This is a genomic window from Acetobacter fabarum, from assembly GCF_040702925.2.
Taxonomy (GTDB): domain Bacteria; phylum Pseudomonadota; class Alphaproteobacteria; order Acetobacterales; family Acetobacteraceae; genus Acetobacter; species Acetobacter fabarum_B.
In genome coordinates, this window is sequence record NZ_JBFCXX020000010.1 from 34,686 (window position 1) to 60,410 (window position 25,725).

A 25,725-nucleotide genomic window follows, 5' to 3' on the forward strand; every position below is an offset into this window, starting at 1 on the left:
AACATTGTCCCTGTTGAGGGCCATGAGGCTGCTACAGGCCAAACGTCAAGGTTTTCTGGAGTTAACTGATGCCGACATGTTCCGAAGCCAGAAGCAAGCTGCTTTCTCTCCTGCGTGGTGTTGAGCATTTCAACACCGAAATTTTCCCCGCGAAGGAAGCCCTGTTTGCCAGTCTGGCCAAAGGGCAGGCTCCCGGCGCGCTGTTCATTGCCTGCGCCGATAGCCGCATCAACCCTAACCTGATCACCCAGACCGAACCGGGTGATCTGTTTATTCTGCGCAACATTGGCAACCTTGTTCCCGCATATGGGGAAATGCTGGGGGGTGTTTCCTCCGCCATTGAATATGCGGTCCTCGGGCTTGAAGTATCCTCCATTATCGTGTGCGGCCACTCCGACTGTGGCGCCATGAAAGCGCTGCTCGAACCCGAAAAAAACGGGCTGGATAAAATGCCCACCGTGCGCAGCTGGCTCCGCAACGCCGAAGCCGCACGGGCCGCCACGATGAACACCCTGCATTCCGAGGATGCCGGGCCTGCTACCGTGCGCTGCCTTGCTGAACAGAACGTCCTTCTCCAGCTCGCACACCTGCGCACACATCCTGCCGTTGCAGCAGGGCTTGCGCGTAACACGCTGTTCCTGCAGGGGTGGTTCTACGACATTGGTACCGGAGAAATCTCGGTGCTGGACGAGCAGACCCGCACAACTGTTCCGATCAGTGGCATTATTGAAAAACTGCAGGAACAGACCGAGTAGGAAACTGCCTGACACTTCGCTCTTCTGCATGCCGGCACACCGTCTGGGCCTGATCGTTCTGGCGGGTGTCGGCTTTTTTTTGCCAGCCACCAGTTTTGCAACGCCTGCGCAAACCCTGAAAATCAGCACATGGAACGTGGAATGGCTGCTGGACAGCCAGATGCAGCACGCGCCGCAAATTCCATCCGACATCCCCCATAGAACAGCAGATGACCTTGTCGCATTAGCCACCTATGCCAAACGCCTGCACTCCGACCTGATCGGCTTGCAGGAAGTAGGGGATACGGCAACACTTGCCCGTCTGTTTGGCACGCAGGATTATCAGCTTTTTCTTTCCGGGGATGACATTCCCCAGCATACCGCTCTTGCGGTGCGCCAAGGCCTGCGCGTAAGACGCAACCCGGACGTAACCGCTCTGGCACTCAGCCCCACCGCGGCACAGCACCACCTGCGCAGTGGGCTGGATGTTACTGTAAGCACGGAGAGCGCAGAGTTACGGGTTCTGATTGTTCATCTTAAAACTGGCTGCTGGGACAACCCATTATCCGAAACGCACCATTCCTGCCCCATTCTGTTCCAGCAATTCCGCGCACTTCAGGACTGGCTGGTCCAAAGAGCAAAAAATCAGGAAGCCTTTGCTATCATAGGGGATTTTAATCGCCGCATGACGCGCACGGACCCCCTGTTCATGGCGTTGAATCAGATCACACCGCTGGAACTTGTTACAGCCGGGCGCGCCAGCCCCTGCCAGGACGGCAGCAGTTTTATTGATCACATTCTCCTTGGGGGAGACGCTTCCAAATGGGTACAGCCGGATTCCCTGCGTGTTATGGTTTTACCACAGGACGGCGCACGAACTCTGAGTGATCATTGCCCCGTTTCCATAACATTAAGAATACCACGCCAGATTCCACCATAAAAAAAAGCCGCTACGCAAACCGTAGCGGCTTTTCTGCACCTCACCATGCTCAGGCGTGAGCACCGGACCTGTGCGAAGACCCCGGACGTCCACCACCAGAACGACGCGGCGGGCCACCACGACCGCCACCACCGCCACCATTGCGCGGCGGACCACCACGGCCCCGGCCACCGCCGCCACCACCACCCAGAACGGGCGGACGCTGCGTGGAGAACTCGGCTTCTTCTGAATGCCACGGATGATCGCGGACGACAGGAATGGACTTGCCGATTGTTTTTTCAATATCTTTCAGCCATGCGCGCTGTTCCGCATCGCAGAAGGAAACAGCCCAGCCATCGCGCCCGGCACGGGCCGTACGGCCAATACGGTGCACATAGCTTTCCGGCACATTGGGCAGGTCATAGTTGAACACGTGGCTGACTTCGTCCACGTCAATCCCGCGGGCAGCAATATCCGTTGCCACCAGAACCTTGACCGAACCTGCACGGAAGCCCTTCATGGCCCGCTCGCGTGCGCCCTGAGACTTGTTGCCGTGAATGGCTTCGGCCACGACGCTGTTCTTGTTCAGGAATTCGGCAACCTTGTTGGCTTCATGCTTCATGAGCGTGAACACCACGGCACGGGCAACCTTGTCAGATTCGACCATGGTCAGCAGCGCATCGCGCTTGTCGCTTGTGCCGTTTACGAACATAATGGCCTGCTGGATACGGTCCACCGTGCTGGACGGTGGGGCCACTTCCACGCGGGCCGGGTTGCTCAGCAGGGAGGCTGCCAGATCTTCAATGCTCTTTGGCATGGTGGCCGAGAACAGCAGGGTCTGCCGCTGGGCTGGAACATAGCTCATGATCCGGCGAATATCGCGCACAAAGCCCATATCCAGCATACGGTCGGCTTCGTCCAGCACCAGAACTTCCAGCCCGGAAAGGTCAATATAACCCTGACCGATCAGGTCCAGCAGGCGGCCGGGTGCAGCTACAAGCACATCCACGCCACGGCGCATGGCTTCAACCTGTCGGCCCTGCCCCACACCGCCAAACACCACGGCCTGAGAAAACTTCATGTAACGCGCATAGGCTTTAAAGCTGTCGCTGATCTGGGCAACCAGTTCACGCGTGGGAGCCAGCACCAGAACGCGCGGCTGCTTGGGCGTTGCAGCCTTGGGGTTGTTATGCAGATGCTGCAGGATCGGCAGTGCAAAAGACGCGGTCTTGCCTGTGCCCGTTTGCGCAAGACCTAGCAGATCACGCCCTTCGAGCAGATGGGGAATGGAACCCGCCTGGATTGGGGTCGGTATTTCGTACCCCTGGTCCGTCAGCGCCTGCAACAGGGGTGCAGCTAGTTTCAGATCCGAAAAAGTAGTCATTTAGGGGCAACCTCTCCATGCACCTGAAAACGAGTCACGTCCGCCTTACTTTCAGTCACGCACTGCAAAACCAGAATTAAAACAGAGCAGAACCGTCTCTAAGCCAGACCTTACTGACAGGTCAGCATGAATTTTATTACATTACAGACAGAATAAGAAATTTTCGGAATCATGCATCCCGCACAGACTGTCCTGAAAGGATTATATAAAAGCAGTGTGTGCGCCCTGCAAGGGTTCCGTACCATATCGGTCCGAAAATAAGCAGCCCGCAGAACTGTCACACCATCTGCAAATCACGATTATCAGACACCTGATATATACAGGTTTCCTATCATATAACTAGTATTTTCAATATATTTTTGTACATCCGCTCCATGCGCCGTTCGACTTGAAGAGGAAATGAATGCTCTGAATTCTAACTTATTTTTCAGGAGACTGTTAATACCCGCCCATAAATCCCGCTCTGTACCACTCCCGGGCCAGACTACACTAGCGCCTGCGCAGCAGAAACAGCGCCTGTTCGCCAAACAGATTGGCCAGCCGTATGGACCGCCGCCACGGAGCGCGCTCGCCATCTTCATCCACAGCCAGCCATTTTTCCACGATATATCCATCCTGACGACAGAGTTCGAGAAAATCCCGAATCGTACAGGGGTGGATATTGGGCGTCTCATACCACGGGGTATGCCATACGGCCGTCATGGGCATGCGCCCGCCAAGCAGCAGGCGCAGCCGCAACTGCCAGTGCCCAAAATTGGGGAAGGACACAATGGCATACCGCCCTATGCGCAGCATCTGCCGCAGCACTTCCCTTGGGCGTTCCACAGCCTGCAATGTGCGCTGAAGCACAACATAATCAAACGAATGGTCGGGGTAATAGGCCAGATCGTGGTCCGCATCCCCGTGCACAACGGGCAGGCCGTGGGCTACGGAGCGTGTCACCAGTTCCATGTTCAGTTCAATGCCACGCGCATCGCACCCACGTTCGCGGTATAAATGGCCGATCAGTGTGCCATCCCCGCTCCCGATGTCGAGCACACGGGTTTTGGGTTCGATCATGTCCGCAATCAGGCGTTGGTCAAGACGCATCAGAACAACCCCGCATGTTCGGCCACACCGCACAGAAAGCCGCGCACCGTGCGGTCAAAATCCGGTTCTTCGAGCAAAAAGGCATCATGGCCTTTATCTGTTTCAATCTCGACGAACGACACATTGGCAGCGGCCCTGTTCAGGGCACGGGCCAACGTACGCGCGGCCGATGTGGGGAACAGCCAGTCCGAGGAAAAGGAAACAACGCAAAACCGGACTGCCGTGCCTGCAAAGGCCGGGGTCAGGTCTCCATCATGATCCGCGGCAATATCGAACCAGTCCATGGCCCGCGTGATGCTCAGGTAGGAATTGGCGTCAAACCGGCGGACAAAGCTTGAACCCTGATAGCGCAGGTAGGATTCCACCTCAAAAATATCACCGAATGTAGAAACCGGGCCTTCCGGCCCCTGCCCGCCAACTGGCCCACGCCGCATGCGCCGCCCGAACTTGCGGGTCAGCACTTCTTCCGACAGGTAGGTAATATGCGCCATCATACGGGCCACAGCCAGCCCTCGCGCGGGCACGACACCCGCCTCCCAGTAACGTCCGCCCCGCCAGTCCGGATCGGCTATAATAGCCTGCCGCCCGACCTCGTTAAACGCAATGTTCTGGGCTGAATGGAAAGGCGCTGTGGCTATGGGCATCACGGCGCGCATCATCTGTGGGTAGGTCACGGCCCATTCGAGCACCTGCATACCCCCCATGGAACCGCCCACTACGGCAAACAGGCGCTCTATGCCCAGACTGCGCACCAGCTTGTGCTGGGCGCGCACCATATCGCGGATGGTAATGGGGGGGAACGCAGTGCCCCATAACTCGCCCGGAGCTTCCTGCCCGTCGGTCCTTGGGGAGCGCGGCCCCGTGCTGCCCATGCAGCCACCCAGAACATTGGAGCAAATAACAAAAAAGCGGTTTGTATCAATCGGCTTGCCCGGCCCGACCATGCGCTCCCACCAGCCGGGTTTACCCGTAAGGGGGTGCGTTTCCGCCACATACTGGTCGCCGGTAAAGGCATGACAGATGAGAATGGCATTGTCTTTGTTGGCCGAAAGCTGACCATACGTACAATACGCAATATCAACAGGCGCCAGTGTTACACCACAGTCCAGTTCCACCCCTTCGGGAAAACTGGCATGCGGGTGGTCACCAACGGTAAGGGGCGTTGTGCTGTTCATGAACCCGCTGCATTCTCCAACCCGGCAAAACCGGGTAAAAAACCGTGTCAGCCCCGATTACACCGGCACTGCCAGACCAGGGTTTACCGGCCACATATATGGCAGCAGCCGGTACTGAATAGCTAGTGCTCCATTTTGAGCGCGGCAAGGAAGGCGCTCTGCGGGATTTCCACCTTACCGAACTGGCGCATGCGCTTTTTACCTTCTTTCTGCTTTTCCAGCAGTTTGCGCTTACGCGAGATGTCCCCACCATAACATTTGGCCGTCACATCCTTGGATAGCGCTCCAATGGTTTCACGCGCGATCACACGGCCGCCAATGGCGGCCTGAATGGCGATTTTGAACAACTGCCGGGGGATAAGGTCCTTCAGCCGTGCGCAAATGGACCGGCCCCGTGTTTCCGCGGCGGAGCGATGGGCTATGAAGCTTAACGCATCAACCGGCTCCTGATTGACCAGAATGGAAATGCGTACAAGGTCGCCCTCTTCGTACCCATCCATCTGATAATCAAAGCTGGCATAGCCGCGTGTGAGCGACTTGAGCCTGTCATAGAAATCAAACACCACTTCATTCAGGGGCAGGCGGTAAACAGCCATGGCGCGGTTGCCAACATAGGTCAGGTCCACCTGTGTCCCTCGTCGCTCCGTACACAGGGTCAGGACCGCACCCAGATATTCGTCCGGCACCATGATGTTGGCCTTGATCCAGGGTTCCTCGATTTTTTCAATCAGAGATCCATCGGGCATGTCGGCCGGGTTGTGGAGTTCTTCCATCTCCCCATTGGTGCGGTAAACCTTGTACACAACGGACGGCGCTGTAGCGATAAGGTCGAGATCAAACTCGCGGGACAGGCGTTCCTGAATAATTTCCAGATGCAGCAGGCCAAGGAAGCCACAGCGGAAACCGAAGCCAAGGGCTGCCGATGTCTCCGCCTCGTAATGGAAAGACGCATCATTCAGGCGCAGCTTGGCAAGGCTGTCGCGCAGTTTTTCAAAATCATCCGAGACAATGGGGTAAAGACCGCACCACACAACCGGAATGGAGGGCTTAAAGCCGGGAAGCGGCGTCGCGGCGGGGCGGCGGTCATCGGTAATCGTGTCCCCCACATTGCAGTCGGCCACGGTTTTGATGGCGGCGTTGATGAACCCCATCTCGCCCGGACCAAGACTTTCCACCGATGTCATGCGCGGGGCGAACACACCCACCTGATCCACCTGATGCACCGCACCAGAGGACATCATGCGCACCTTCATGCCCCGCTTCAGCCGGCCTTCCTTGATCCGCACAAGCACGATCACGCCCAGATAGGGGTCGTACCAGCTATCCACCAGCATGGCCTGCAACGGTTCTTCCGCATCCCCTACGGGGGGCGGCAGGCGGGTGACCACAGCCTCCAGAACACCTTCGATGTTCAGGCCGGTCTTGGCCGAAATTTCGACCGCATCATCGGCGGGAATGCCAATCACTTCCTCGATCTGCGCCTTCACGCGCTCAGGTTCTGCCGCGGGCAGGTCCACCTTGTTGAGCACGGGCACGATTTCGTGGTTGGCGTCTATGGCCTGATACACGTTGGCAAGGGTCTGGGCTTCCACCCCCTGAGAGGCATCCACCACCAGAAGCGAGCCTTCACACGCAGCCAGAGAGCGGCTGACCTCGTAGGCGAAGTCAACATGTCCGGGCGTGTCCATCAGGTTCAGCACATAGGTCTTGCCATCCTTGGCAGGATAGGCCAGCCGGACGGTCTGCGCTTTAATGGTAATGCCACGCTCCCGCTCCAGATCCATGTTATCAAGAACCTGATTGGTCATCTCGCGGGCAGTCAGGGCTCCACACGCCTGAATCAGGCGGTCGGCCAGAGTGGACTTTCCATGATCGATATGGGCGATGATGGAAAAATTGCGGATGAGCGAAAGGGGTACGTCGGTCATGCTGCCCCTTTACGGTAAATAAAGAGAAAAGTCAGCCTGTTCCTCTGCCTTGGGCACCACTTTAGCACATTTTTTTAACGCACAGGTGCTCTGCCCTGCCAGCACCCCTGCCGGACACGCTGACTAGAGGGCACCACTCATGGTGATCTGGCCTTTTTTAACAATATCGGCCAGTGTCGCGGGCCGTCCCAGCAGAAACCCCTGAGCCTCATAACACCCGGCGGCATTGAGCATGCTCAACTGTTCCGCGGTCTCGATCCCCTCCGCCATGACCGAAGTGCCAAACGCCCTGCCCAAAGCCAGAACCGCACGCACAATCGCCTGTGTATGCTCGCTGGTCTGCATGACCCCAAAAAATGAGCGATCAATTTTTATGCGGTCAAAAGGAAAACGGCGCAGCGTATCCAGCGAGGAATACCCCGTGCCAAAATCATCCAGCGCCAGACTGACCCCCATATTCTTGATCTGGTGCAGCACCTGCAAAGCACGGGCCTGATCGGCAATAAAGGTCGATTCCGTCAGTTCCAGTTCCAGCCTTTGGGGGGGCAGCCCTGTTTCTTTCAGAATATTGGCTACAATGCGGGCGATATCCGAGTGGACAAACTGCATGCCCGACAGGTTGACCGCAACCGTATAGGGCTGGAGCCACTGCACGGCCTCGGCACAGACGGAGCGGAGCACCCATTCCCCAATCTGCAGGATCAGATCGCTCTCTTCGGCCAGCGGAATGAAGTCATCCGGCATAATGGTGCCCTGTGTGGGGTGCTCCCACCGCACCAGTGCCTCGTAGCCACGGATTTCTCCCGTGGCGACCACTCTTTGCACCTGATAGCAGATGGTTAACTGCCCGGTCTCGACCGCCTGCCGCAGGTCCGCGGAGAGCTTGCGCCGGATACGCACTTTTTCATCCATCGAAGGTTCATAAAAACACGGATGTCGCCCCCGATCGGCCTTGGCGCGATACATGGCCAGATCTGCATTGTTGATCAGGGTTTCCTTGTCCGCTGCATGGTCGGGCCATATGGCCACGCCCAGACTGGCACCGGGCCGCACTTCCGTATCCTCAAACCGGATGGGCTTGAACAGGACTTCCTCCAGCCTGCGCAAAAAAACCTTGATCTGTTCGGTCGAGACAACACGGCACAGGGCCAGAAACTCGTCCCCTCCGGTACGGGCAACAAACTCGCCGCTACTGTTATTTAGCAATCCGCGCAACCGCCACCCCAGAATACGCAGAACCTCGTCCCCCGCACTGTGGCCGCGCAGGTCGTTAATTTCCTTGAATCTGTTCAGGTCGATCCCGATCAGCGCCAGCCTGCCGTTGTTCTCACGCGCCCAGTCCAGTTCACGGTCGAGACGTTGATGAAAGTTCAGCCGGTTGGGCAGGCCGGTCAACGTGTCGTGCAGGGCCATCCGCCGCAGCTTTTCCACCGACTCCGCGCGTGAACTATCATCGATCATGCCGCTGACCAGCCCACCCCCAAGGATAAGGAAAGACATGATGGCAATGGCCGCGGCCAGAACCAGCGAATCCTCGGAGTAGCCCATGTTCTGCATGACAGAAGAGCCAGCCTGCACATGGTAGGCCGCCATGCCAATAAAATGGACGGACAGAACCGCCAGCGCCAGCACAACGGCCATACAGGCACTGGCCCACCGCCCGGGCCGAACCCCGGCGCGCACAGCCAGCACACACAGCACAATGGCCGCCAGCACCGAAAGCACAAGGCAGGGCACGTTCCATAATGTCTGCCCCTGCACGCGGTAAGCCAGCATGCCGGTATAATGCATGGCCACAATAGTCAGCCCGACAGTAACGCCGCCGAGTTCGGGCAGGAAACGGGCAAAACGGCAGGTCGCCAGCATAAAGCCGACTGTGCTGCCAAAAACAGCAATCAGCAGGGATATACTGGTCAGCAAAGGATCAAACCGTGCGGGGGTATTGCCCACGTACCCCAGCATGGCCACAAAATGTGTGCACCAGATTGCAATGCCGCCTGAAAGAGCAGTCAAAAAAAGCCACGCGTACCACTGGTTGTTTTTGGCCTGCAAAGCATGCCGGAACAAAGAGGCAGTCACTCCGGCACCAGAGATGCACAACACGACGGCCACACAGACCAGCCCGAGGTCATGCTGCCCAATAATGCACCCTACAACCCTCATCCGACGCATGCCCCAATTTTCAACATATTGAAAAAACAGTACATTTTAAAATAATCTGCTATAAAAAACCCAAAACTGACCAGCAATGCCGTCAGAACCACCATCTATGCAACATTATTCGGCACAGTCTTTAAAAAAACACTCCCTATACTCCTTAAAAAGTGTTTTTCTCAAACCGTCATCATGACAATCCTGTGCACCCACACCTTATCCTCCCGCACGGGAGGAGCATGCACCTCGCCCCCGCGAAAAGAGCAAACGGCTGGCCCTTCCGGTCCATACAGCATCAGTCCCATAACAGGCTCACGACCGGGGCCATGCCGCAGAACCCTGTCCCCCTCCCGCAGAGGAAGTGACGGCACCACAACAACTGCCCCGCCATCACGCACGACTGGCTCCATACCATCAGTATCCACCCGCACAACATACGCATCAGGCTCACCCCACCATTGACCGGGCGAGGCCTCCTGCTCCCACACCGGGCCACAGGGCAGGCCGTGCTGGTCGAACACGCCAGTCTGCTGGAGCATGGAATACGCAAGGGTACGCAACAGTCCCCCGCCTTCGCCCGGCATGGTCGGATTCAGCCCCTCCCCTGCAACGGAGCGGGCAAAAACCGCCAGCGGCACCTGCAAAACGTCCAGCACCCGCAAAAGCGTGGGCAGTGACGGCCAGCGCATGGCACCACCCGCCCCCACCCTGCGCGAAGGATTGAGCGCCGTGGCATCCAGCCCCGCCGCCCGCGCAAGAGCGGAAGGCGTAAACCCCCGCTCGCGCGCAAGCATGTCCAGCGTATGCCAGAAGACCTGCGACTGCGCGATCATGACCGGGAGGATGAAGTGGGTGCAGGCTTGCCCTGATGCCTGAGCACGTCCCGCGCATGGCGGGCAAGCCCGGCATCTGTTGCCACAAAGCGTGACTGTGCCGTGCGCTCAGCCAGCCCCATGCGCTCAAGCCGCTCAAGGCATGGGCCATCCATCAGGCCGCAGGGGCGGCCACCTGCACCGGCAAGGTAGAGCCTGTGCAGGGCGGAGCGGCAGCATGTTTCCAGATAAGGGTCATTCCACATTCCATGCAGGATCACCGATCCCGCACGGAACTGCAAGGCTTACTCCGTGACCCTACCCGTTATCAGCGGGATGCTTCAGGCAGGGCATAGGCCACAATGTAATCCCCTTCCTTCGTGCCAAAGGAGCCATGTCCGCCATCAACCGTAACAACATACTGGCGGCCATTGGCCTCATACGTCATGGGGGTGGACTGGCCACCCGCGGGCAGACGGTCCGCCCACAGGACCTTGCCGGTCGTCACATCATAGGCGCGGATGTAATAATCGGCTGTGGAGGTCAGGAACGCGACCCCACCTGCGGTAATAATTGGCCCGCCAAGGGAGGGAATGCCCACCTTAAAGCCAAATGGCAGGGGAGAACTATCCCGTGTTGTGCCATTCCGGTGCTGCCAGATGATGCTGTTGCTCTTCAGGTCCACCCCGGCCACATAGCCCCAGCCGGGCTGCTTGCACGGAATACCAAGCGGAGACAGGAACGGATGCAGTTCCACCCCGAATGGTGTGCCGTACTGGGGCTGCAACCCGTTCTCTCCCCCACTTGCGGCGGGGTCATGCGTGGTTGCGGGCACAACCTGATTATCGGTCGGGCGCGGCACAAGACGGGAGACAAACGGAATGGCTATGGGGTTGGCAAACGCCACCTGCCGCACGGGGTCCACGGCCAGACCACCCCATTCAAACATACCCAGATTACCGGGGAAAACCAGCGTGCCCTGCACGGAAGGCGGCGTAAACGGTCCTTCGTAACGCAGCTTCTTGAACATGATGCGGCATACCATCTGGTCCAGCATGGTGGCACCCCACATATCCCCATCCGTCAGCCTGTTTTTGGGGCGGAAAGTCAGTTGAGAAAACGGCTGGGTTGCCCAGACATGGTCGCCCTGCGCGGCACCCTGCGGTACAGGCAACTCGGGGGCTGGCACCAGCAGTTGCCCGTTACGGCGGTCGAGCACAAAAATATTGCCTGTTTTGGCCGGGGCATACAACGCGGGGATGACCGTGCCGTCCTCCTGCCTGAAGTCGATCAGGCTGGGCTGGGCTGGCATATCCATGTCCCATAGATCGTGGTGAACAGTCTGGTAAAACCAGACCTTGTGCCCTGTCCGGGCATCCAGCGCCAGAATGCCTGATGCGTACCGCTCCTGCACATCTGTCCGTTTGCCACCCCATATGTCGGGCGTCGCCACACCGGTGGGAATATAGATCAGTCCCAGTCTGGCATCGTAAGCCGAAACAATCCACGAATTGGGTGAATTGGGCGTGTATTCGTGGCTGTCGGAGGGGAGCTGGTTCGGGTCCTCATTCCCCGGGTCAAACGCCCAGACCAGCTTGCCGCTATACAGGTCATACGCCCGCGTCACACCCGAGGGCTCGTGCGTGGAGTAATTATCCGTAACCGCGCCAGAGATAATAACCAGCTTGTCCGTGACCACAGGGGGAGATGTTGGCTCATAAAACCCAAGGACGCGCATAGGCATGCCTTCGGTCAGGTCCACAACGCCCTTATTGCCAAAGGCCGGGCAGAGCTGACCCGTTTCTGCATCCAGCGCCAGCAGCCGCCCGTCATTGACGGGCAGAAAAATACGCGCAGCACAGATGGCTGGCGTTGCTGCACCGTCCTGCGCCTCTGCACCGTCTGCGGCATGGGGGGGCGTTAGCGCATAGGACACGCCACGGCAGGTCAGATGCTGGAACGTCGGATTAACCACCAGCCTGGGGTCAAACCGCCAGACCTGCCTGCCAGTCGCCGCATCCAGCGCGAACACGACCTGATGGGGGGAGCACAGGTAGAGCGTGTTGCCAACCTTGATCGGCGTTGTCTCATCCGTCACTTCCACCGGATCATCCGGCCCGCGCAGGTCGTGGGTTCTAAAGGTCCAGGCAACCTTGAGCTTATCCACATTGCCCGTTGTTATCTGATTGAGGGGGGAATAGCGGTCCCCCGCCTGCGTGCGCCCATAGGCGGGCCAGTCCTGCGCCGGTACAGCGGCCACCTCACCCGGAAGCTGCACACCCGCATGGACAGCCTGTGCACGCGGGAGCACGCCCGTCACATCCTGCGGGTCCTGCGTAAGTGCATAACCATAGACGCCCAACCCGGCCACAATAACCGCCAGCAGGGGAACACGGTTCCAGAGGGATGCCGGCTGCAACGCCCCAGCAACAAAAGGCAGCAGCAGCCACACTCCCAGCGGTAGAATAATATCCCCTCTGGGTGCCAGTGCCCAGAAGTCAAACCCCGCTTCGGCCACGGACCAGACAAGTGTGCCTGCGGCAACGGCCGCATAAAGCCACAATGCCTCGCGCCGCTGCATCCAGAGCAGCCCCCCGGTTACCACAAGAGCCAGACCGCATACCGCGTAAAAAGCGGAGCCACCCAGCACGGCCAGCCAGCCGCCTCCCCCCGCCAGAACAAAACCAAGCACAACGCAGAACAGCGCCGTGATTTTTGACAGACTACGGGAACGGCCGCCTTGCATGACCGGCATTCTCCTTACGTTGCAGAAAACCATTTTACTGGAGTGAAACGGTTATTCAGAGTTGATCAATGTTATTTGCGAAGAAATCTATCATATTATAATCGAAAAATGAATAAATTTTCATTTCAGGATAAGTCACAAAAAAAACGCGACCCCCATCCAAGGGTCGCGCCTTTTCGTCATCCATTCCTCAGCCCCGAGGGGCCAGAGATTAGACGGAGTAGTACATTTCGAACTCAATCGGGTGCGGTGTGTGTTCGAAGCGGTACACATCATTCCATTTCAGGGTGATGTAGCTTTCAATCTGGTCTTTGGTGAACACGCCACCAGCCAGCAGGAACTCGTGGTCAGCGGCCAGAGCTTCCAGCGCTTCACGCAGGGAGCCAGCAACTGTCGGGATCTGCTTCAGCTCTTCGGGCGGCAGGTCGTACAGATCCTTGTCCATGGCATCGCCAGGGTGGATCTTGTTCTTGATACCGTCCAGACCCGCCATCAGCATTGCGGAGAATGCCAGATAAGGGTTGGCCGTCGGGTCGGGGAAGCGCACTTCAACGCGCTTGGCCTTCGGGCTGGTTGCGTACGGAATACGGCACGAAGCGGAGCGGTTGCGGGCGGAATATGCCAGCAGCACAGGCGCTTCAAAGCCCGGAATCAGACGCTTGTAGGAGTTGGTGGACGGGTTGGTGAAGGCGTTCAGCGCCTTGGCATGCTTGATGATCCCGCCGATGTAGTACAGCGCCGTATCGGACAGGTCCGCATAGCCGTTACCAGCAAAGGTGGACTTGCCGTCTTTCCAGATGGACTGGTGAACATGCATGCCCGAGCCGTTATCGCCAAAGATCGGCTTCGGCATGAACGTGGCGGTCTTACCATAGGAGTGCGCCACGTTGTGCACACAGTATTTGTAAATCTGCATGAAGTCGGCGGAGCGGACCAGCGTTTCAAACTTGGTGCCAAGTTCGTGCTGGGACTGCGCAACCTCATGGTGGTGCTTTTCAATGGCCAGGCCCATTTCGCCCATGGTTGCCAGCATTTCAGCGCGCAGGTCGCTTTCGCTGTCAACGGGAGCAACGGGGAAGTAACCACCCTTTACACCGGGGCGATGGCCCATGTTGCCTTCGGGGTAGTCCTTGAGGGACGCATCAGGCCCTTCGATGCTGTCGAGCTGGTAGGTGCCGTAGTTGGGGCCCGTGCCGAACTGGACGTTATCGAAAATGAAGAACTCGGCTTCGGGGCCAAAGAAGGCCGTGTCACCCAGACCGGAGGACTTCAGGTACTGCTCGGCCAGCTTGGCGGTGGAGCGCGGGTCGCGGTTATAGGGCTGCCCGGTGGACGGTTCGATAATATCGCAGAACAGGATAAGCTGCGGACGGGCGGAAAACGGGTCCATAACAGCCGATGTGGGATCGGGCAGCAGGACCATGTCGCTTTCGTTAATGGCTTTCCAGCCTGCAATGGAAGACCCGTCGAACATAAAGCCGTCGGTAAAGCTGTCTTCCTCAATGGTGCTGACGTGCTGGCACGTGTGCTGCCATTTGCCGTGCGTGTCCGTAAACCGCAGGTCAACCAGTTCGACCGAATGTTCCTGAATCAGGTCAAAAACCTTGGCAATTGCAGCAGCCTTGCTGTCGCCCGCCGAAGCTGTTTTCTTCACCATGCTCTCTTCACCTAAAAAGCCTGTTTATGTTCCGCACCCTGCGGAAACATGCCGTGGAATTGTGGAGCCCGCCTTGCCTGAACCTGCTGGCATGCAGCAGGGATCAGATCGCGTCTTCCCCTCGCTCACCCGTGCGGATTCGAACTACATCATCCACCGGAATCACGAAAATTTTGCCATCACCGATCCGTCCGGTGCGCGCCGCCGTGGAAATAGCCTCCACAGCGCGCTCCACCATGGAAGCGGGACAGACAACCTCAATTTTCATCTTTGGAAGAAAGTCAACAATGTATTCAGCGCCGCGATAAAGCTCCGTATGGCCTTTCTGGCGCCCGAAACCCTTGGCTTCGATCACGGTAATACCCTGCAACCCGAGCTCGTGAAGGGCTTCCTTCACTTCATCAAGCTTGAAGGGCTTTATAATGGCCTCGATCTTTTTCATCTCGCGTCGTCAACACACCGTTGCTGGACCCGCATGGGGGCCTGTACTCTCTTGTTCTCATGCCTGACCCGTTACAAACTTCAGGCATCAGACCCAAACACACTTGCACGGCTTGACCCGTCGGGCAATCGGGTAGATGCGGATTTGTATCGGTAAAGCATTAAACAGAAATTTCACCCCGACAGTTTCGGGTCCGCCTCCTTCTTTCTTCTTTTCCGCCTGCCGGGCAAGGGAATTTGTAATGACAAAAGCTTTTAACAGGCAGTTTGCCGATCTTCCTGTTACAATTTTTACGGTCATGTCCGCTCTGGCCCGCCAGCATGGCGCCATTAACCTCGGGCAGGGTTTTCCTGACCAGGAAGGCCCGCAGGACATGATTCGCCTTGCAGCCGATGCCCTGCTTGACGGACAGAACCAGTATGCACCCCTGACAGGACTACCCGAACTGCGCGCGGCCGTGGCACAGGCCAATCTGCGCTTTCAGGGTATTTCGGTCGATGCCGATTCGGAAGTCGTGGTTACATCCGGCGCAACGGAAGCACTGGCGGCATCCCTTATGGCCCTGATCGAGCCGGGGGATGAGGTGGTACTGATGGAACCCTTATACGACACCTACCTGCCCGTTATCCGCCAGCTGGGGGGCGTGCCGCGCATTGTGCGGCTGCAGGCACCAGACTGGGCATTGCCCCGGCAGGCGCTGGCCGATGCTTTTTCCGCCCGCACCAAGGCGATTATCCTCAACTCCCCCATGAACCCGACCGGCAAGGTGTTCACGGCAGACGAGCTGGCCTTTATTGCCACGCTGGTACAGCAGCACGATACGTTCGCCATCTGCGATGAGGTTTACGAACATCTGGTGTTCAACACCCCGCACATCTCGCTCATGTCCCTGCCCGGCATGCGTGAGCGCTGCGTGCGTATTGGAAGCGCAGGCAAAAGTTTTTCCCTGACCGGCTGGAAGGTGGGCTACGCCACGGCACCAGCCCCACTGGCTGCCGTTATTGCCAAGGCCCACCAGAACCTTGTGTTTGCCACCCCGCCCAACCTGCAACGCGCCGTAGCATTCGGGCTGAACAAGGACACAGCCTATTTTACCACCCTTGCGCAGGACATGGCCACGCAGGGCACAATCCTTGCGTCCGGCCTGCAACGTCTGGGCTTTGGTGTGCTGCCTTATCAGGGGAGCTACTTTATCATGGCCGACATTACCCCGCTGGCCAACGGGCAGGACGACGTGGCCTTTAGCCGCATGCTTACGGAGCAGGCGCGGGTTACCACCATTCCCGCTTCCGCATTTTATGCAGATAACCCACCCCGCAACCTGATCCGCTTTGCCTTTTGCAAACGCCCCGAAGTGCTCATAGAGGCACTGAACCGCATGGAGATGTGGAAAAACCGGTAAAACGGTTTTTTCCACTCATTCCGCAATTATCCAATTGACGGACCACACTCTTTTCTCTAAACGTCCGCTTGCTGTGCGGCGGACGTAGCTCAGCTGGTAGAGCGCCGGTTTGTGGTACCGGTGGTCGCGGGTTCAAGTCCCGTCGTTCGCCCCAGCATATTCCCTTTTAAAATCAGGTTTTCCAAACCCACCAGTCTCTGGATTGCCATAGCGACAGCACCGCATGGCATGTGGGGCAATACGGCTGCAAACATGCAGCAATTACGTAAACACGCAGGCTTCATCAGCCCCCCCCCACAAAAAATGCAGGCATCAGGCTGATTCAGGCCAGAATCCCGGTTTGGTGTATTTTCCAACACCGTGGCAATGGCATAAAATCACAGGATGCAAAGCACGTTGCCCCCCTTAAGCCTGCTCGCCCTGATCATGCTTCCGGCCTGCACTGCCCCCGTGGCCCCACCCAACACGCCACCGGCTGAGGCCGCATTGTACCGGGCCAAACAGACTTGTCTGGACACCTACCAGACCCGCCCAGGACAGGTTGCCAAGGATAACATGAGCAGGCTGATGACCTGCCTGGCCAGAGCCACCCAAAAATACGGGGGGCAGGCTTACGGCCCCTACGCTCCCATTTACATGGATGGTGCCTCAAAAGGGGTTGAGGCCGCCCGGCACCTGCGTGATGGCATTTACACTCCCGATCAGTTCGGGAGTGAGATCGGGCTTATTCAGGAACAGGAAAACTCGGCCATTGCGCAGCAGAAGGCGCAGATGTCCACTCCCATGGACCCTATTTTGCAGCCGGTTCCAGTCGCACCCGGCCATTAATCCACGCCCGGTCACAGAGCCAAAGCCTCCCGCACCCCACCGCCTGCGGACCTGACCAGATTGTGATGAAGAGGGCCAATCCGATGCAAAAACGGCCTGTTTCCGCCAGATATACGCTTAAAATCCGCCTCTCCTGTCCCGAATGTGAAGTGCGAGACAGTTTACGGCTGTGGCAAGGTGCTCAATCCATACAGTGTATGACAGTCATACAGATTGCGCAGCATTTGTGAGAACGAACAAGAAAACCATGTCGGAAATGGATTGGTAATCATGGCTAAAATCAAGGTCAAAAACCCGGTTGTGGAAATGGACGGGGATGAAATGACCCGCATTATCTGGCACTTCATCCGCGAGCGGCTGATCCTGCCTTATCTGGATATTGACCTCAAATACTACGATCTGGGCATAGAACACCGCGACGCCACGAATGATCAGGTCACCATTGACGCCGCCGAAGCCACAAAGCGCTACGGCGTTGCAGTCAAGTGCGCCACCATCACACCGGACGAAGCCCGGGTGAAGGAATTCGGCCTGAAAAAAATGTATCGCTCCCCCAATGGCACCATCCGGAACATTCTGGATGGCACCATTTTCCGCGAGCCCATCATCTGCTCCAACGTGCCCCGTCTGGTGCCCCACTGGACAAAGCCGATCGTGATTGGCCGCCATGCCTACGGGGACATCTACCGCGCTGTGGAAACAAAAATTCCCGGCCCCGGCAAGGTCACGCTGAACTATGTGCCAGAGGACGGGGGAGAGCCCATTACGCTGGATGTGCACGACTTCAAAGGCCCCGGTGTAACGCTGGGCATGCACAACACCCGCGCATCCATTGAAGGGTTTGCCCGGGCCTCCCTCTCCTATGGGCGCGACCGCGGTCTGCCGGTTTACCTGTCCACCAAGAACACCATCCTCAAAGCCTATGACGGCATGTTCAAGGACGTGTTTGCCGAGGTGTATGAAAACGAGTTCAAGGCTGAATTTGAAAAACTGGGCCTGACCTACGAACACCGCCTGATTGATGACATGGTGGCCTGCGCCCTCAAATGGCCCGGTGGCTATGTGTGGGCCTGCAAGAACTACGATGGCGATGTGGAAAGCGACATTGTGGCGCAGGGCTTTGGCAGTCTGGGCCTGATGACATCCGTCCTGCTCAGCCCCTCTGGCGACGTGGTGGAAGCCGAAGCCGCCCATGGCACGGTGACCCGCCATTACCGCGAACACCAGAAGGGCAACCCCACCAGCACCAACCCCATTGCCTCCATTTTTGCATGGACTCGCGGGCTGGCCTATCGCGGCCGGTTTGATAACACCCCGGACGTGGTGCATTTCGCCAACACGCTGGAAAAAGTGTGCATTGATACGGTGGAAGCCGGGCAGATGACCAAGGACCTTGCCCAGCTTGTTGGCAAAAACGCCCAGTGGCTCAACACTCAGGACTTCCTGGACGTGCTGGACGAACGGCTGAAAAAAGAACTGGCCAAAGCCTGAACCCATACTGGCAGGCCCGCACATGCGGGCCTGCTTTTTATACCCCCACCAGCACGCACCGCAGAGCCTGCCAAATATGCTCGGAACCATGCCTTTTGCCATTGCGTCCAAACCGGCGCTGACGCAAAACAGGGCTTTGAATCTTAGCATAACCTTAAGAGCAGGACCCTGCGCATGTCAGTCATCCCCGCAGAAACAGACGTAGCCATTATAGGGGCAGGCCCGGCCGGGCTGTTTGCCGCTTTCCAATGCGCCATGCTGCGCCTGCGCTGCGTGCTCATTGATGTTCTGCCCGAAGTGGGCGGCCAATGTGCGGCCCTTTACCCCGAAAAACCGATTTACGACATTCCCGCCTGCCCCGCCGTGGAAGGGGCCGAACTGATTGCCAATCTGGAACGCCAGATTGCCCCGTTTGATATTCCCCGCCTGCTCCGGCACCGGGTCGAGGGGCTGAGCGGCCAGCGCGGGGATTTCTCGCTCACCACGGACAAGGGTGCTCATCTGCACGCTAAAGCCGTGATTATTGCCGCCGGTGCCGGCGCTTTTGGCCCCAACCGCCCCCCGCTGGATGGCCTTGGCGCGTATGAGGAAAGTGGCGCGGTGCAATACTATGTGCGCCGCAAGGCAGACTTCCAGAACAAGCGCATCGTTATTGCTGGCGGCGGGGATTCCGCGCTGGACTGGGCGCTTTCCCTCAAGGACACGGCTGCAAAGCTTTATCTGGTGCACCGGCGCGACCGCTTCCGTGGTGCACCGGAAAGCCTGCGCCAGCTTGATGAAGCCGTAGCCACCGGGCAGATCGAAAAAGTGGTGCCCTACCAGCTCCACGGCCTGCAAGGCATCAATGGTGCGCTGAACGGCGTGGATGTGATTGACATGGACGGCGCCACCCGCACACTGGAAGCAGATGTGCTGCTGCCCTTCTTTGGTCTGGCAACCGACCTTGGCCCTGTTGCCCGCTGGGGAATGGATACCCAGCGTTCCACCATTCCCGTTACTCCCTCCAATTGCGAAACAAGCCTTGCTGGCATTTTTGCCATTGGGGATGTGGCGACCTACCCCGGCAAGCTCAAACTGATCCTGCAAGGCTTTAGCGAGGCCGCCATGGCTGCCCACGCCATTCACCCCATTATTTACCCCGAGCAGGCCCTGCACTTTGAATATTCGACCAGCAAGGGCGTTCCCACCGCGTAATCTGCACCGTTTGACCTGCCGGGCCGCCTGCCATAATGCCACCGCCTTTGCCGGGTACGGGGGTAAAGGCAGGGTGTCCCGCAGGCCCCGTTTCCATACTGGCGGGAGAGTTCTCTCCCATCCTCTTATAAGGATGCAGCCGTGAAAATCATTATCCTTGGTGCAGGCGTGGTTGGCGTGACCTCTGCTTGGTACCTGAACGCTCTGGGCCATGACGTTACCGTTATAGACCGCCAGCCTGCCCCAGCTCTGGAAACATCCTTTGCCAATGCGGGGCAGGTTTCGCCCGGTTATTCTTCCCCCTGGGCCGCACCCGGCCTGCCCTGGCAGGCCATGACATGGATGCTGCACCCCCGCCATAGCCCGCTGGTCATTCGCAAACGGCTGGACATGGCCATGCTGCGCTGGATGCGGCAACTGCTTAAAAACTGCAACGCGCAGTCTTACGCACTCAACAAGGCCCGCATGCTCCGCGTGGCCGAATACAGCCGCGACTGCCTTGACGCCCTGCGCGAGGAAACCGGCATGACCTTTGATGACCGGCAGCAAGGGCTGATCCAGCTTTTCCGGACTGACCAGCAGATCAGCAAAAGCCAGCGCGACATGCGCCTGCTGGCCGAAAGCGGAATACCCCATCAGTTACTCGGTATAGACGATATTCTTGACCACGAGCCGGGGTTACGCCATGCGGCCCATCTGCTCAAAGGGGGGCTATTCCTCCCTAATGACCAGTCGGGAGATGCACATATCTTTACCCAAAGGCTTGCCCGCATGGCCGAAGCCAAGGGGGTGCGCTTTCTTTACAACACCATCATCAAAGGGCTGGACGCCACAGCAGGCACGGTTATTTCCGTCAGAACCAGTGCAGGCCACCTGAGCGCAGATGCCTATGTTATGGCGCTGGGCAGCTACAGTGCCCGCCTGCTACGCCCACTTGGGCTACACCTGCCGATATACCCCGTTAAAGGTTATTCCCTGACCCTCCCCCTGACGGATGAGAGCCATGCCCCGGTTTCTACGGTGAATGATGCGCTCTACAAAGTATCCATCACGCGTCTGGGCAACCGGATACGGGTGGGCGGCACGGCGGAACTGACCGGATATAACCTCAAGCTCAGCCCCGACCGGCGGGAAACACTGGAACTCTCTTTTTCTGAACTGTATGGCGGGGGCGACCTGAGTGCCGCCACATACTGGACCGGCCTGCGCCCCTGCACGCCCGATGGCACGCCCATTATTGGCCCGGCCACGCCTTTTGGTAATCTATGGCTCAACACTGGCCACGGCACATTAGGCTGGACCATGGCCTGCGGCTCCGGTCGCCTGATTGCAGACATGATTGATGGCCGCAAAACCGATATTCCCGCGCTGGATCTGGCCTTAACCCGCTACGGTTAAGCGGTGGCTACAACCAGCAGACACAATAAAAGGGCCGGAGAATTTCTTCTCCGGCCCTTTTATTTTAAGGCGCTTGTGCTTCCACATCACCAGTGGGCTGGCTTATGCCACCCCACCGCTGGATATGGTAGACTTACTGAGCGGATTCAGCAGCCGGAGCAGCGTCACCTTTGGCGCCTTTTTTGGCGTGGTGCTTGCTGCCATGCTTACCAGCATGCTTGGCATGCTTGTCGGCTTTTTTGCCTTCTTCAGCAGCAGCAGGAGCCGCGGCTTCAGGAGCAGCAGGAGCGGCAGCAGCCGGAGCGGCAGGAGCAGCAGCTTCCTGAGCGAAAGAAGGAACAGCAGCGCCCATCAGAGCGACTGTGGAAAGAGCGGCGAGCAGACGACGAGAAATCATTTCTTAAATCTCCAATACAACCGGTCAGAATTCCTTTGGTTTCACTGCACCATCCCGTGCAAAAAACCTTCAACCGGTTTCTGGGTTCATGCATATCACGGCATAGACAGGCCGTCTGCGTTTAAAATTTGCGCAACGTTTTCACTTATTATGAGTTTAACGTACTAAGGCCATATTTTTGCCACATTTTAGGAATTTTCAACAAAAAAATAACCTGAAATGGGCAGTTTTCCTTGATTTTAGAAAGACGTACCTAGTTTTCATGCCTGTAATGCACTCAAAAAAAATAATCCTTGCCACAGAGTAACCTTAGTTTGCCTATGCCCACAAAAAACAAGGGCCACGCTTGCGCGTGGCCCTTGTTTAATCAGCCTTCGCGGCTTTTGGACCGCTTTTTACGCTCATTCGGGTCAAGGTAACGCTTACGCAGACGAATGGCCGAAGGGGTCACTTCCACCAGTTCATCATCTTCAATGTAAGCAATAGCCTGTTCCAAGGACATGCGACGCGGCGGAGTCAGCATCAGGGCATCATCCTTGCCGGATGCGCGCATGTTGGTCAGCTTCTTTTCACGAACCGGGTTAACTTCCAGATCGTTTTCACGCGAATGCTCACCGATGATCATGCCGACGTAAACTTTTTCGCCAGCGTCCACAAACAGTGTGCCACGTTCTTGCAGGGAGAACAGGGAATACGTTGTGGTGTTGCCATCTTCAGCCGAGATCAGCGACCCATTGCGACGCCCTTCAATGGTGCCAGCATACGGCTGATACCCGAAGAACAGACGGTTCATGATGCCTGTGCCACGCGTATCGGTCAGGAATTCGCCGTGGTAGCCGATCAGCCCGCGTGAGGGGATGATGAAGGTCAGACGCACCTTGTCCCCACCGGAGGGACGCATATCCTGCATCTGGCCTTTACGCAGAGACATCTTCTCCACGACCACGCCGGAATAGGGTTCGTCCACGTCAATGGTGACTTCTTCGTATGGTTCTTCACGTTCACCGGTTTCTTCGTTCGTACGGAACAACACGCGCGGACGGCCGATGGTCAGTTCAAACCCTTCACGACGCATGGTTTCGATCAGCACACCAAGCTGAAGTTCACCACGGCCAGCCACTTCAAACGCTTCGCTTTCGGGGCTGTCGGTCACGCGAATAGCAATATTGCTTTCGGTTTCCTTGAACAGACGGTCACGAATCTGGCGGGACGTCACCTTCTTGCCTTCACGGCCACCCAGAGGGCCATCGTTCAGGCGGAAAGTCATGGACAGGGTCGGCGGGTCAACCGGAATGGCGTGCAGCGGTTCGGTCACTTCGGGGGCGGCAATCGTGTCCGGAATGGTAGCTTCGGACAGACCGGCCACGGCCACGATATCCCCTGCTTCCACTTCCTCAACCGCAACGCGTTCAAGGCCACGGAAAGAGAGCAGCTTGGTCAGGCGGCCTGTTTCAACCACGGAGCCATCCGCACGCAGCACCTTGACCGGCATGTTCATGCGAGCGCGGCCCTGCTCGACACGACCAGTGAGCACACGCCCGAGAAAGTTGTCGTTTTCAAGGATTGTGGCCGTCATGGCGAACGGCTTTTCCTTGTCCAGCACGGGAGCAGGCACATGCTTGATAATCAGATCAAACATGGGGCTGAGGTCCTTGCGGGCCCCTTCCAGTTCCAGATCGGCCCAGCCCTGACGGCCAGAAGCGTACAGCATGGGGAAGTCGAGCTGTTCGTCATTCGCACCAAGGGCTGCGAACAGGTCGAACACTTCGTTATGCACTTCGTCGGGGCGGGCGTCGCCACGGTCGATCTTGTTCACGACCACGATCGGCTTGAGCCCACGGGCCAGAGCCTTGCCCACAACGAACTTGGTCTGGGGCAGAGCGCCTTCCGCAGAGTCGACCAGCACAACCGCGCCGTCCACCATGCTCAGAATACGTTCCACTTCCCCGCCGAAGTCGGCGTGTCCGGGAGTGTCGATAATGTTGATGCGGGTATTTTTCCACACAACAGACGTGCATTTCGCCAGAATGGTAATACCACGCTCACGTTCCAGATCATTGCTGTCCATGGCGCGTTCAGCAACGTGCTGATGCTCGTGGAAAGAGCCAGACTGTTTCAGCAGTTCGTCAACGAGAGTGGTCTTGCCATGATCGACGTGTGCAATGATGGCGATATTGCGGATATCCATGAAGTCGGCCTGATTGCTCCTGCGCGCCTTACCGCCTCCTCCGTGCTTGGAAGGGCGGTCAGCGATCGCTGTGGTGTTTGCGTGGCCGCACAGATAGCCCTCCCCGCACCATAATGCACGTAAAATTCTTATGTCTGTCCCACATGGGGGTTGACCTGAGCCCTGCGTGCGTCAGAACCAGAGCGCCACAGCACAGGTCCAATGCCGCGCCCCAACGGGCTCCCCCCCCTGTGCGACTCCACCGGGCCTCTGATTTACGTCATGCCCCGATACCGCCAATACCACGAAGGACCGCATGCCGGAGCACGTATCCCCTTTAAATCCGCGCATCCAGTTCCGGCCCACAGCCACCCTGACATTTATGGGCCTTGTTTTTGGGTTGGTCATGGGTCTGGGCGCTCCCCTTTTTACGCTTGATCTGGCGGATCGGGGGTATGGCACGGGCATGGTGGCCACCAACAGCATGATGCAGGCACTGGGTGCTCTGGGCATTGCGCCCTTCATGCCCCGCCTGGCCACATATCTTGGGCCACGGCGGGCCATTTTTCTGGCTCTTATGGGTGCTGGGATAACACTTCTGCTCTTCCCGCTGGGTCACTCCATCTGGCCATGGTTCCCTCTGCGTGTGCTGCTCGGAGCCTTTTGCGAGGTCATTCTGGTTCTGTCCGAAAGCTGGCTGAACCAGATCACGGACAACCATGCGCGGGGTCGTGTCATGGGGCTTTACAACACGCTGCTTTTTGTCGGTATCGCCTTGGGTCCGGCCCTGCTCAGCCTGACTGGCAGACAGGGGAACCTGCCCTTTTTTGGCACAGCCGCTCTCCTGTTGCTGGCCGCAACCCTAACACAGGCCCCATGGATGGTAGCCCCACCCCCTGCGGCCCCAACGCGGCACCGGCTCTGGCGTTATCTGTCGCTGGCCCCCATTGCCATTACCGCCACATTGCTGATTGCCATGCTGGATGCTGCGGCCACGTCCTTTCTGGCGCTCTATGCCATCCAGTCTGGCTGGAGCGAGCGGGCGGCCACCCTGCTGCTGAGCGTCATGCTACTGGGGGCAACGGTCATGCAGGTGCCCATTGGCTGGATTGGAGACAGAACCAACCGGCGGGCCTTACAGATCATTCTGGCATTGCTGGCCTGTGGTGGCGCGTTGCTCTGGCCTTTGGTCATGCACCAGCCTGCCTTGGCCTACCCGCTCATGTTTGTGTGGGACGGAGCATTTGCCAGCCTGTATTCCGTTGCCATGGCCGCGGCAGGCAACCGCTACCGCGATGGAGACCTGATTGCCGTATACGCCCTGTGTTCGCTGGCATGGGGGCTGGGCAGCTTTACCGGCCCGGCCATAAGTGCGGCGGCCATGCAGGCCAGCCCCCACGGGCTTGCCCTTTTTGCCGCCACATTATGCGGCCTGTTCGCCCTGCTACCCCTGATTTTGAAAAAGAGCGTGTAACATGCTCCCAACCGGTGACGCAGGACTGTTTGTGTATGCAGACAACAGCTTAACCTGACTGGGAAGAACTGGTCCTTATAATCCTGTGTTCCAAAAGAGCAGATATCCTTGGTGAGGACGGGACTGTCAGTGGACGCCGCGGCCAATGCCGTTGCTAAACCACTTTTCACACCGCTGCCGCACCAGTTGCCCAATCTTGCCTGATGTCGGTCGCCGCGCCTGCTGCTTTCAAGCTACATCAACATGAGCACAGATGAACTCAAAACATGGCCCGTCATCAAAACCTATCGCCAATGGCTTGAGATCATCGGGGCGTTTTCGGGCGTAACTACAA

Annotated in this window: 21 protein-coding genes and 1 tRNA gene; 10 read left to right on the forward strand and 12 right to left on the reverse strand. The window is 57.9% G+C overall.

The features are described from left to right. Positions 1 to 68: 68 nt before the first annotated feature. Both AB2L51_RS08980 and AB2L51_RS08985 read left to right on the forward strand, forming a co-directional pair. On the forward strand, positions 69 to 755 hold the full coding sequence (locus AB2L51_RS08980) for a carbonic anhydrase (RefSeq protein ID WP_395581046.1): 687 nt from the start codon (positions 69 to 71) through the stop codon (positions 753 to 755). A gap of 28 nt (positions 756 to 783) precedes the next feature. Then, complete coding sequence (locus tag AB2L51_RS08985) at positions 784 to 1,674, forward strand: endonuclease/exonuclease/phosphatase family protein (protein WP_395581045.1); 891 nt, start codon at positions 784 to 786, stop codon at positions 1,672 to 1,674. A 49-nt stretch (positions 1,675 to 1,723) separates the two neighbouring features. On the opposite strand, the gene AB2L51_RS08990 is transcribed toward AB2L51_RS08985, so the two are convergent. The 10 genes from AB2L51_RS08990 to AB2L51_RS09035 form a co-directional block, all read right to left on the reverse strand. Continuing rightward, complete coding sequence (locus AB2L51_RS08990; protein ID WP_395581044.1) at positions 1,724 to 3,037, reverse strand: DEAD/DEAH box helicase; 1,314 nt, start codon at positions 3,035 to 3,037, stop codon at positions 1,724 to 1,726. Positions 3,038 to 3,526: 489 nt separating this feature from the next. Further along, a complete protein-coding gene (gene metW, locus AB2L51_RS08995) occupies positions 3,527 to 4,126 on the reverse strand; it encodes a methionine biosynthesis protein MetW (RefSeq protein WP_086645192.1) in 600 nt (199 codons plus the stop codon). After that, positions 4,126 to 5,301 carry a homoserine O-acetyltransferase MetX gene (gene metX, locus AB2L51_RS09000; protein WP_395581043.1) on the reverse strand — a complete coding sequence of 392 codons (1,176 nt, stop codon included), beginning with the start codon at positions 5,299 to 5,301 and terminating at the stop codon, positions 4,126 to 4,128. Before metX ends, metW begins: the two co-directional genes overlap by 1 nt. A gap of 122 nt (positions 5,302 to 5,423) precedes the next feature. After that, the gene (gene lepA / locus AB2L51_RS09005; protein WP_395581042.1) at positions 5,424 to 7,229 is read right to left on the reverse strand and encodes a translation elongation factor 4; all 1,806 of its coding nucleotides are present in this window, start codon (positions 7,227 to 7,229) and stop codon (positions 5,424 to 5,426) included. A 123-nt stretch (positions 7,230 to 7,352) separates the two neighbouring features. Further along, complete coding sequence (locus AB2L51_RS09010) at positions 7,353 to 9,401, reverse strand: putative bifunctional diguanylate cyclase/phosphodiesterase (RefSeq protein WP_395581041.1); 2,049 nt, start codon at positions 9,399 to 9,401, stop codon at positions 7,353 to 7,355. A 161-nt stretch (positions 9,402 to 9,562) separates the two neighbouring features. Further along, entirely contained in the window at positions 9,563 to 10,216 is a 654-nt protein-coding gene (locus AB2L51_RS09015) for a helix-turn-helix transcriptional regulator (RefSeq protein ID WP_395581040.1), read from the reverse strand. Continuing rightward, complete coding sequence (locus tag AB2L51_RS09020) at positions 10,213 to 10,497, reverse strand: hypothetical protein (RefSeq protein WP_395581039.1); 285 nt, start codon at positions 10,495 to 10,497, stop codon at positions 10,213 to 10,215. Before AB2L51_RS09020 ends, AB2L51_RS09015 begins: the two co-directional genes overlap by 4 nt. 26 nt (positions 10,498 to 10,523) lie before the next feature. Beyond that, complete coding sequence (locus AB2L51_RS09025) at positions 10,524 to 12,941, reverse strand: glucose/quinate/shikimate family membrane-bound PQQ-dependent dehydrogenase (protein ID WP_395581038.1); 2,418 nt, start codon at positions 12,939 to 12,941, stop codon at positions 10,524 to 10,526. A 211-nt stretch (positions 12,942 to 13,152) separates the two neighbouring features. Then, entirely contained in the window at positions 13,153 to 14,598 is a 1,446-nt protein-coding gene (gene glnA / locus AB2L51_RS09030) for a type I glutamate--ammonia ligase (protein WP_166111067.1), read from the reverse strand. 103 nt (positions 14,599 to 14,701) lie between these two features. Further along, positions 14,702 to 15,040 (reverse strand): P-II family nitrogen regulator, encoded by a 339-nt coding sequence (locus AB2L51_RS09035; RefSeq protein ID WP_025826259.1) that lies wholly within the window; start codon positions 15,038 to 15,040, stop codon positions 14,702 to 14,704. Between the two features lie 241 nt (positions 15,041 to 15,281). Here AB2L51_RS09035 and AB2L51_RS09040 point away from each other — a divergent pair, with 241 nt between their 5' ends. The 6 genes from AB2L51_RS09040 (at position 15,282) to AB2L51_RS09065 (ending at position 21,353) form a co-directional block, all read left to right on the forward strand. Continuing rightward, complete coding sequence (locus tag AB2L51_RS09040) at positions 15,282 to 16,442, forward strand: aminotransferase (protein ID WP_395581037.1); 1,161 nt, start codon at positions 15,282 to 15,284, stop codon at positions 16,440 to 16,442. 78 nt (positions 16,443 to 16,520) lie between these two features. Next, a tRNA-His gene (locus AB2L51_RS09045) sits at positions 16,521 to 16,596 on the forward strand. Positions 16,597 to 16,838: 242 nt separating this feature from the next. Beyond that, entirely contained in the window at positions 16,839 to 17,270 is a 432-nt protein-coding gene (locus AB2L51_RS09050) for a hypothetical protein (protein ID WP_395581036.1), read from the forward strand. A gap of 270 nt (positions 17,271 to 17,540) precedes the next feature. Continuing rightward, positions 17,541 to 18,761, forward strand: a complete 1,221-nt coding sequence (locus AB2L51_RS09055; RefSeq protein ID WP_395581035.1) for an NADP-dependent isocitrate dehydrogenase — start codon at positions 17,541 to 17,543, stop codon at positions 18,759 to 18,761. Between the two features lie 174 nt (positions 18,762 to 18,935). Next, entirely contained in the window at positions 18,936 to 19,955 is a 1,020-nt protein-coding gene (locus AB2L51_RS09060) for an NAD(P)/FAD-dependent oxidoreductase (RefSeq protein WP_395581034.1), read from the forward strand. 141 nt (positions 19,956 to 20,096) lie between these two features. Then, entirely contained in the window at positions 20,097 to 21,353 is a 1,257-nt protein-coding gene (locus tag AB2L51_RS09065) for a D-amino acid dehydrogenase (protein WP_395581033.1), read from the forward strand. Between the two features lie 133 nt (positions 21,354 to 21,486). Here AB2L51_RS09065 and AB2L51_RS09070 read toward each other — a convergent pair whose 3' ends face one another. Together AB2L51_RS09070 and typA are read right to left on the reverse strand one after the other, a co-directional pair. Continuing rightward, positions 21,487 to 21,750: a hypothetical protein gene (locus tag AB2L51_RS09070; protein WP_166111085.1), complete on the reverse strand. Its 264-nt coding sequence runs from the start codon at positions 21,748 to 21,750 to the stop codon at positions 21,487 to 21,489. Positions 21,751 to 22,117: 367 nt separating this feature from the next. Next, positions 22,118 to 23,938 (reverse strand): translational GTPase TypA, encoded by a 1,821-nt coding sequence (gene typA, locus AB2L51_RS09075; RefSeq protein WP_275176132.1) that lies wholly within the window; start codon positions 23,936 to 23,938, stop codon positions 22,118 to 22,120. Between typA and AB2L51_RS09080 the strand changes: the two genes are divergently transcribed. Together AB2L51_RS09080 and AB2L51_RS09085 are read left to right on the forward strand one after the other, a co-directional pair. Further along, positions 23,840 to 24,052: a hypothetical protein gene (locus AB2L51_RS09080; protein ID WP_166109652.1), complete on the forward strand. Its 213-nt coding sequence runs from the start codon at positions 23,840 to 23,842 to the stop codon at positions 24,050 to 24,052. The two genes, typA and AB2L51_RS09080, sit on opposite strands and share 99 nt — an antisense overlap. Before the next feature lie 181 nt (positions 24,053 to 24,233). Then, complete coding sequence (locus AB2L51_RS09085; RefSeq protein WP_395581032.1) at positions 24,234 to 25,391, forward strand: MFS transporter; 1,158 nt, start codon at positions 24,234 to 24,236, stop codon at positions 25,389 to 25,391. Positions 25,392 to 25,725 lie beyond the last annotated feature (334 nt).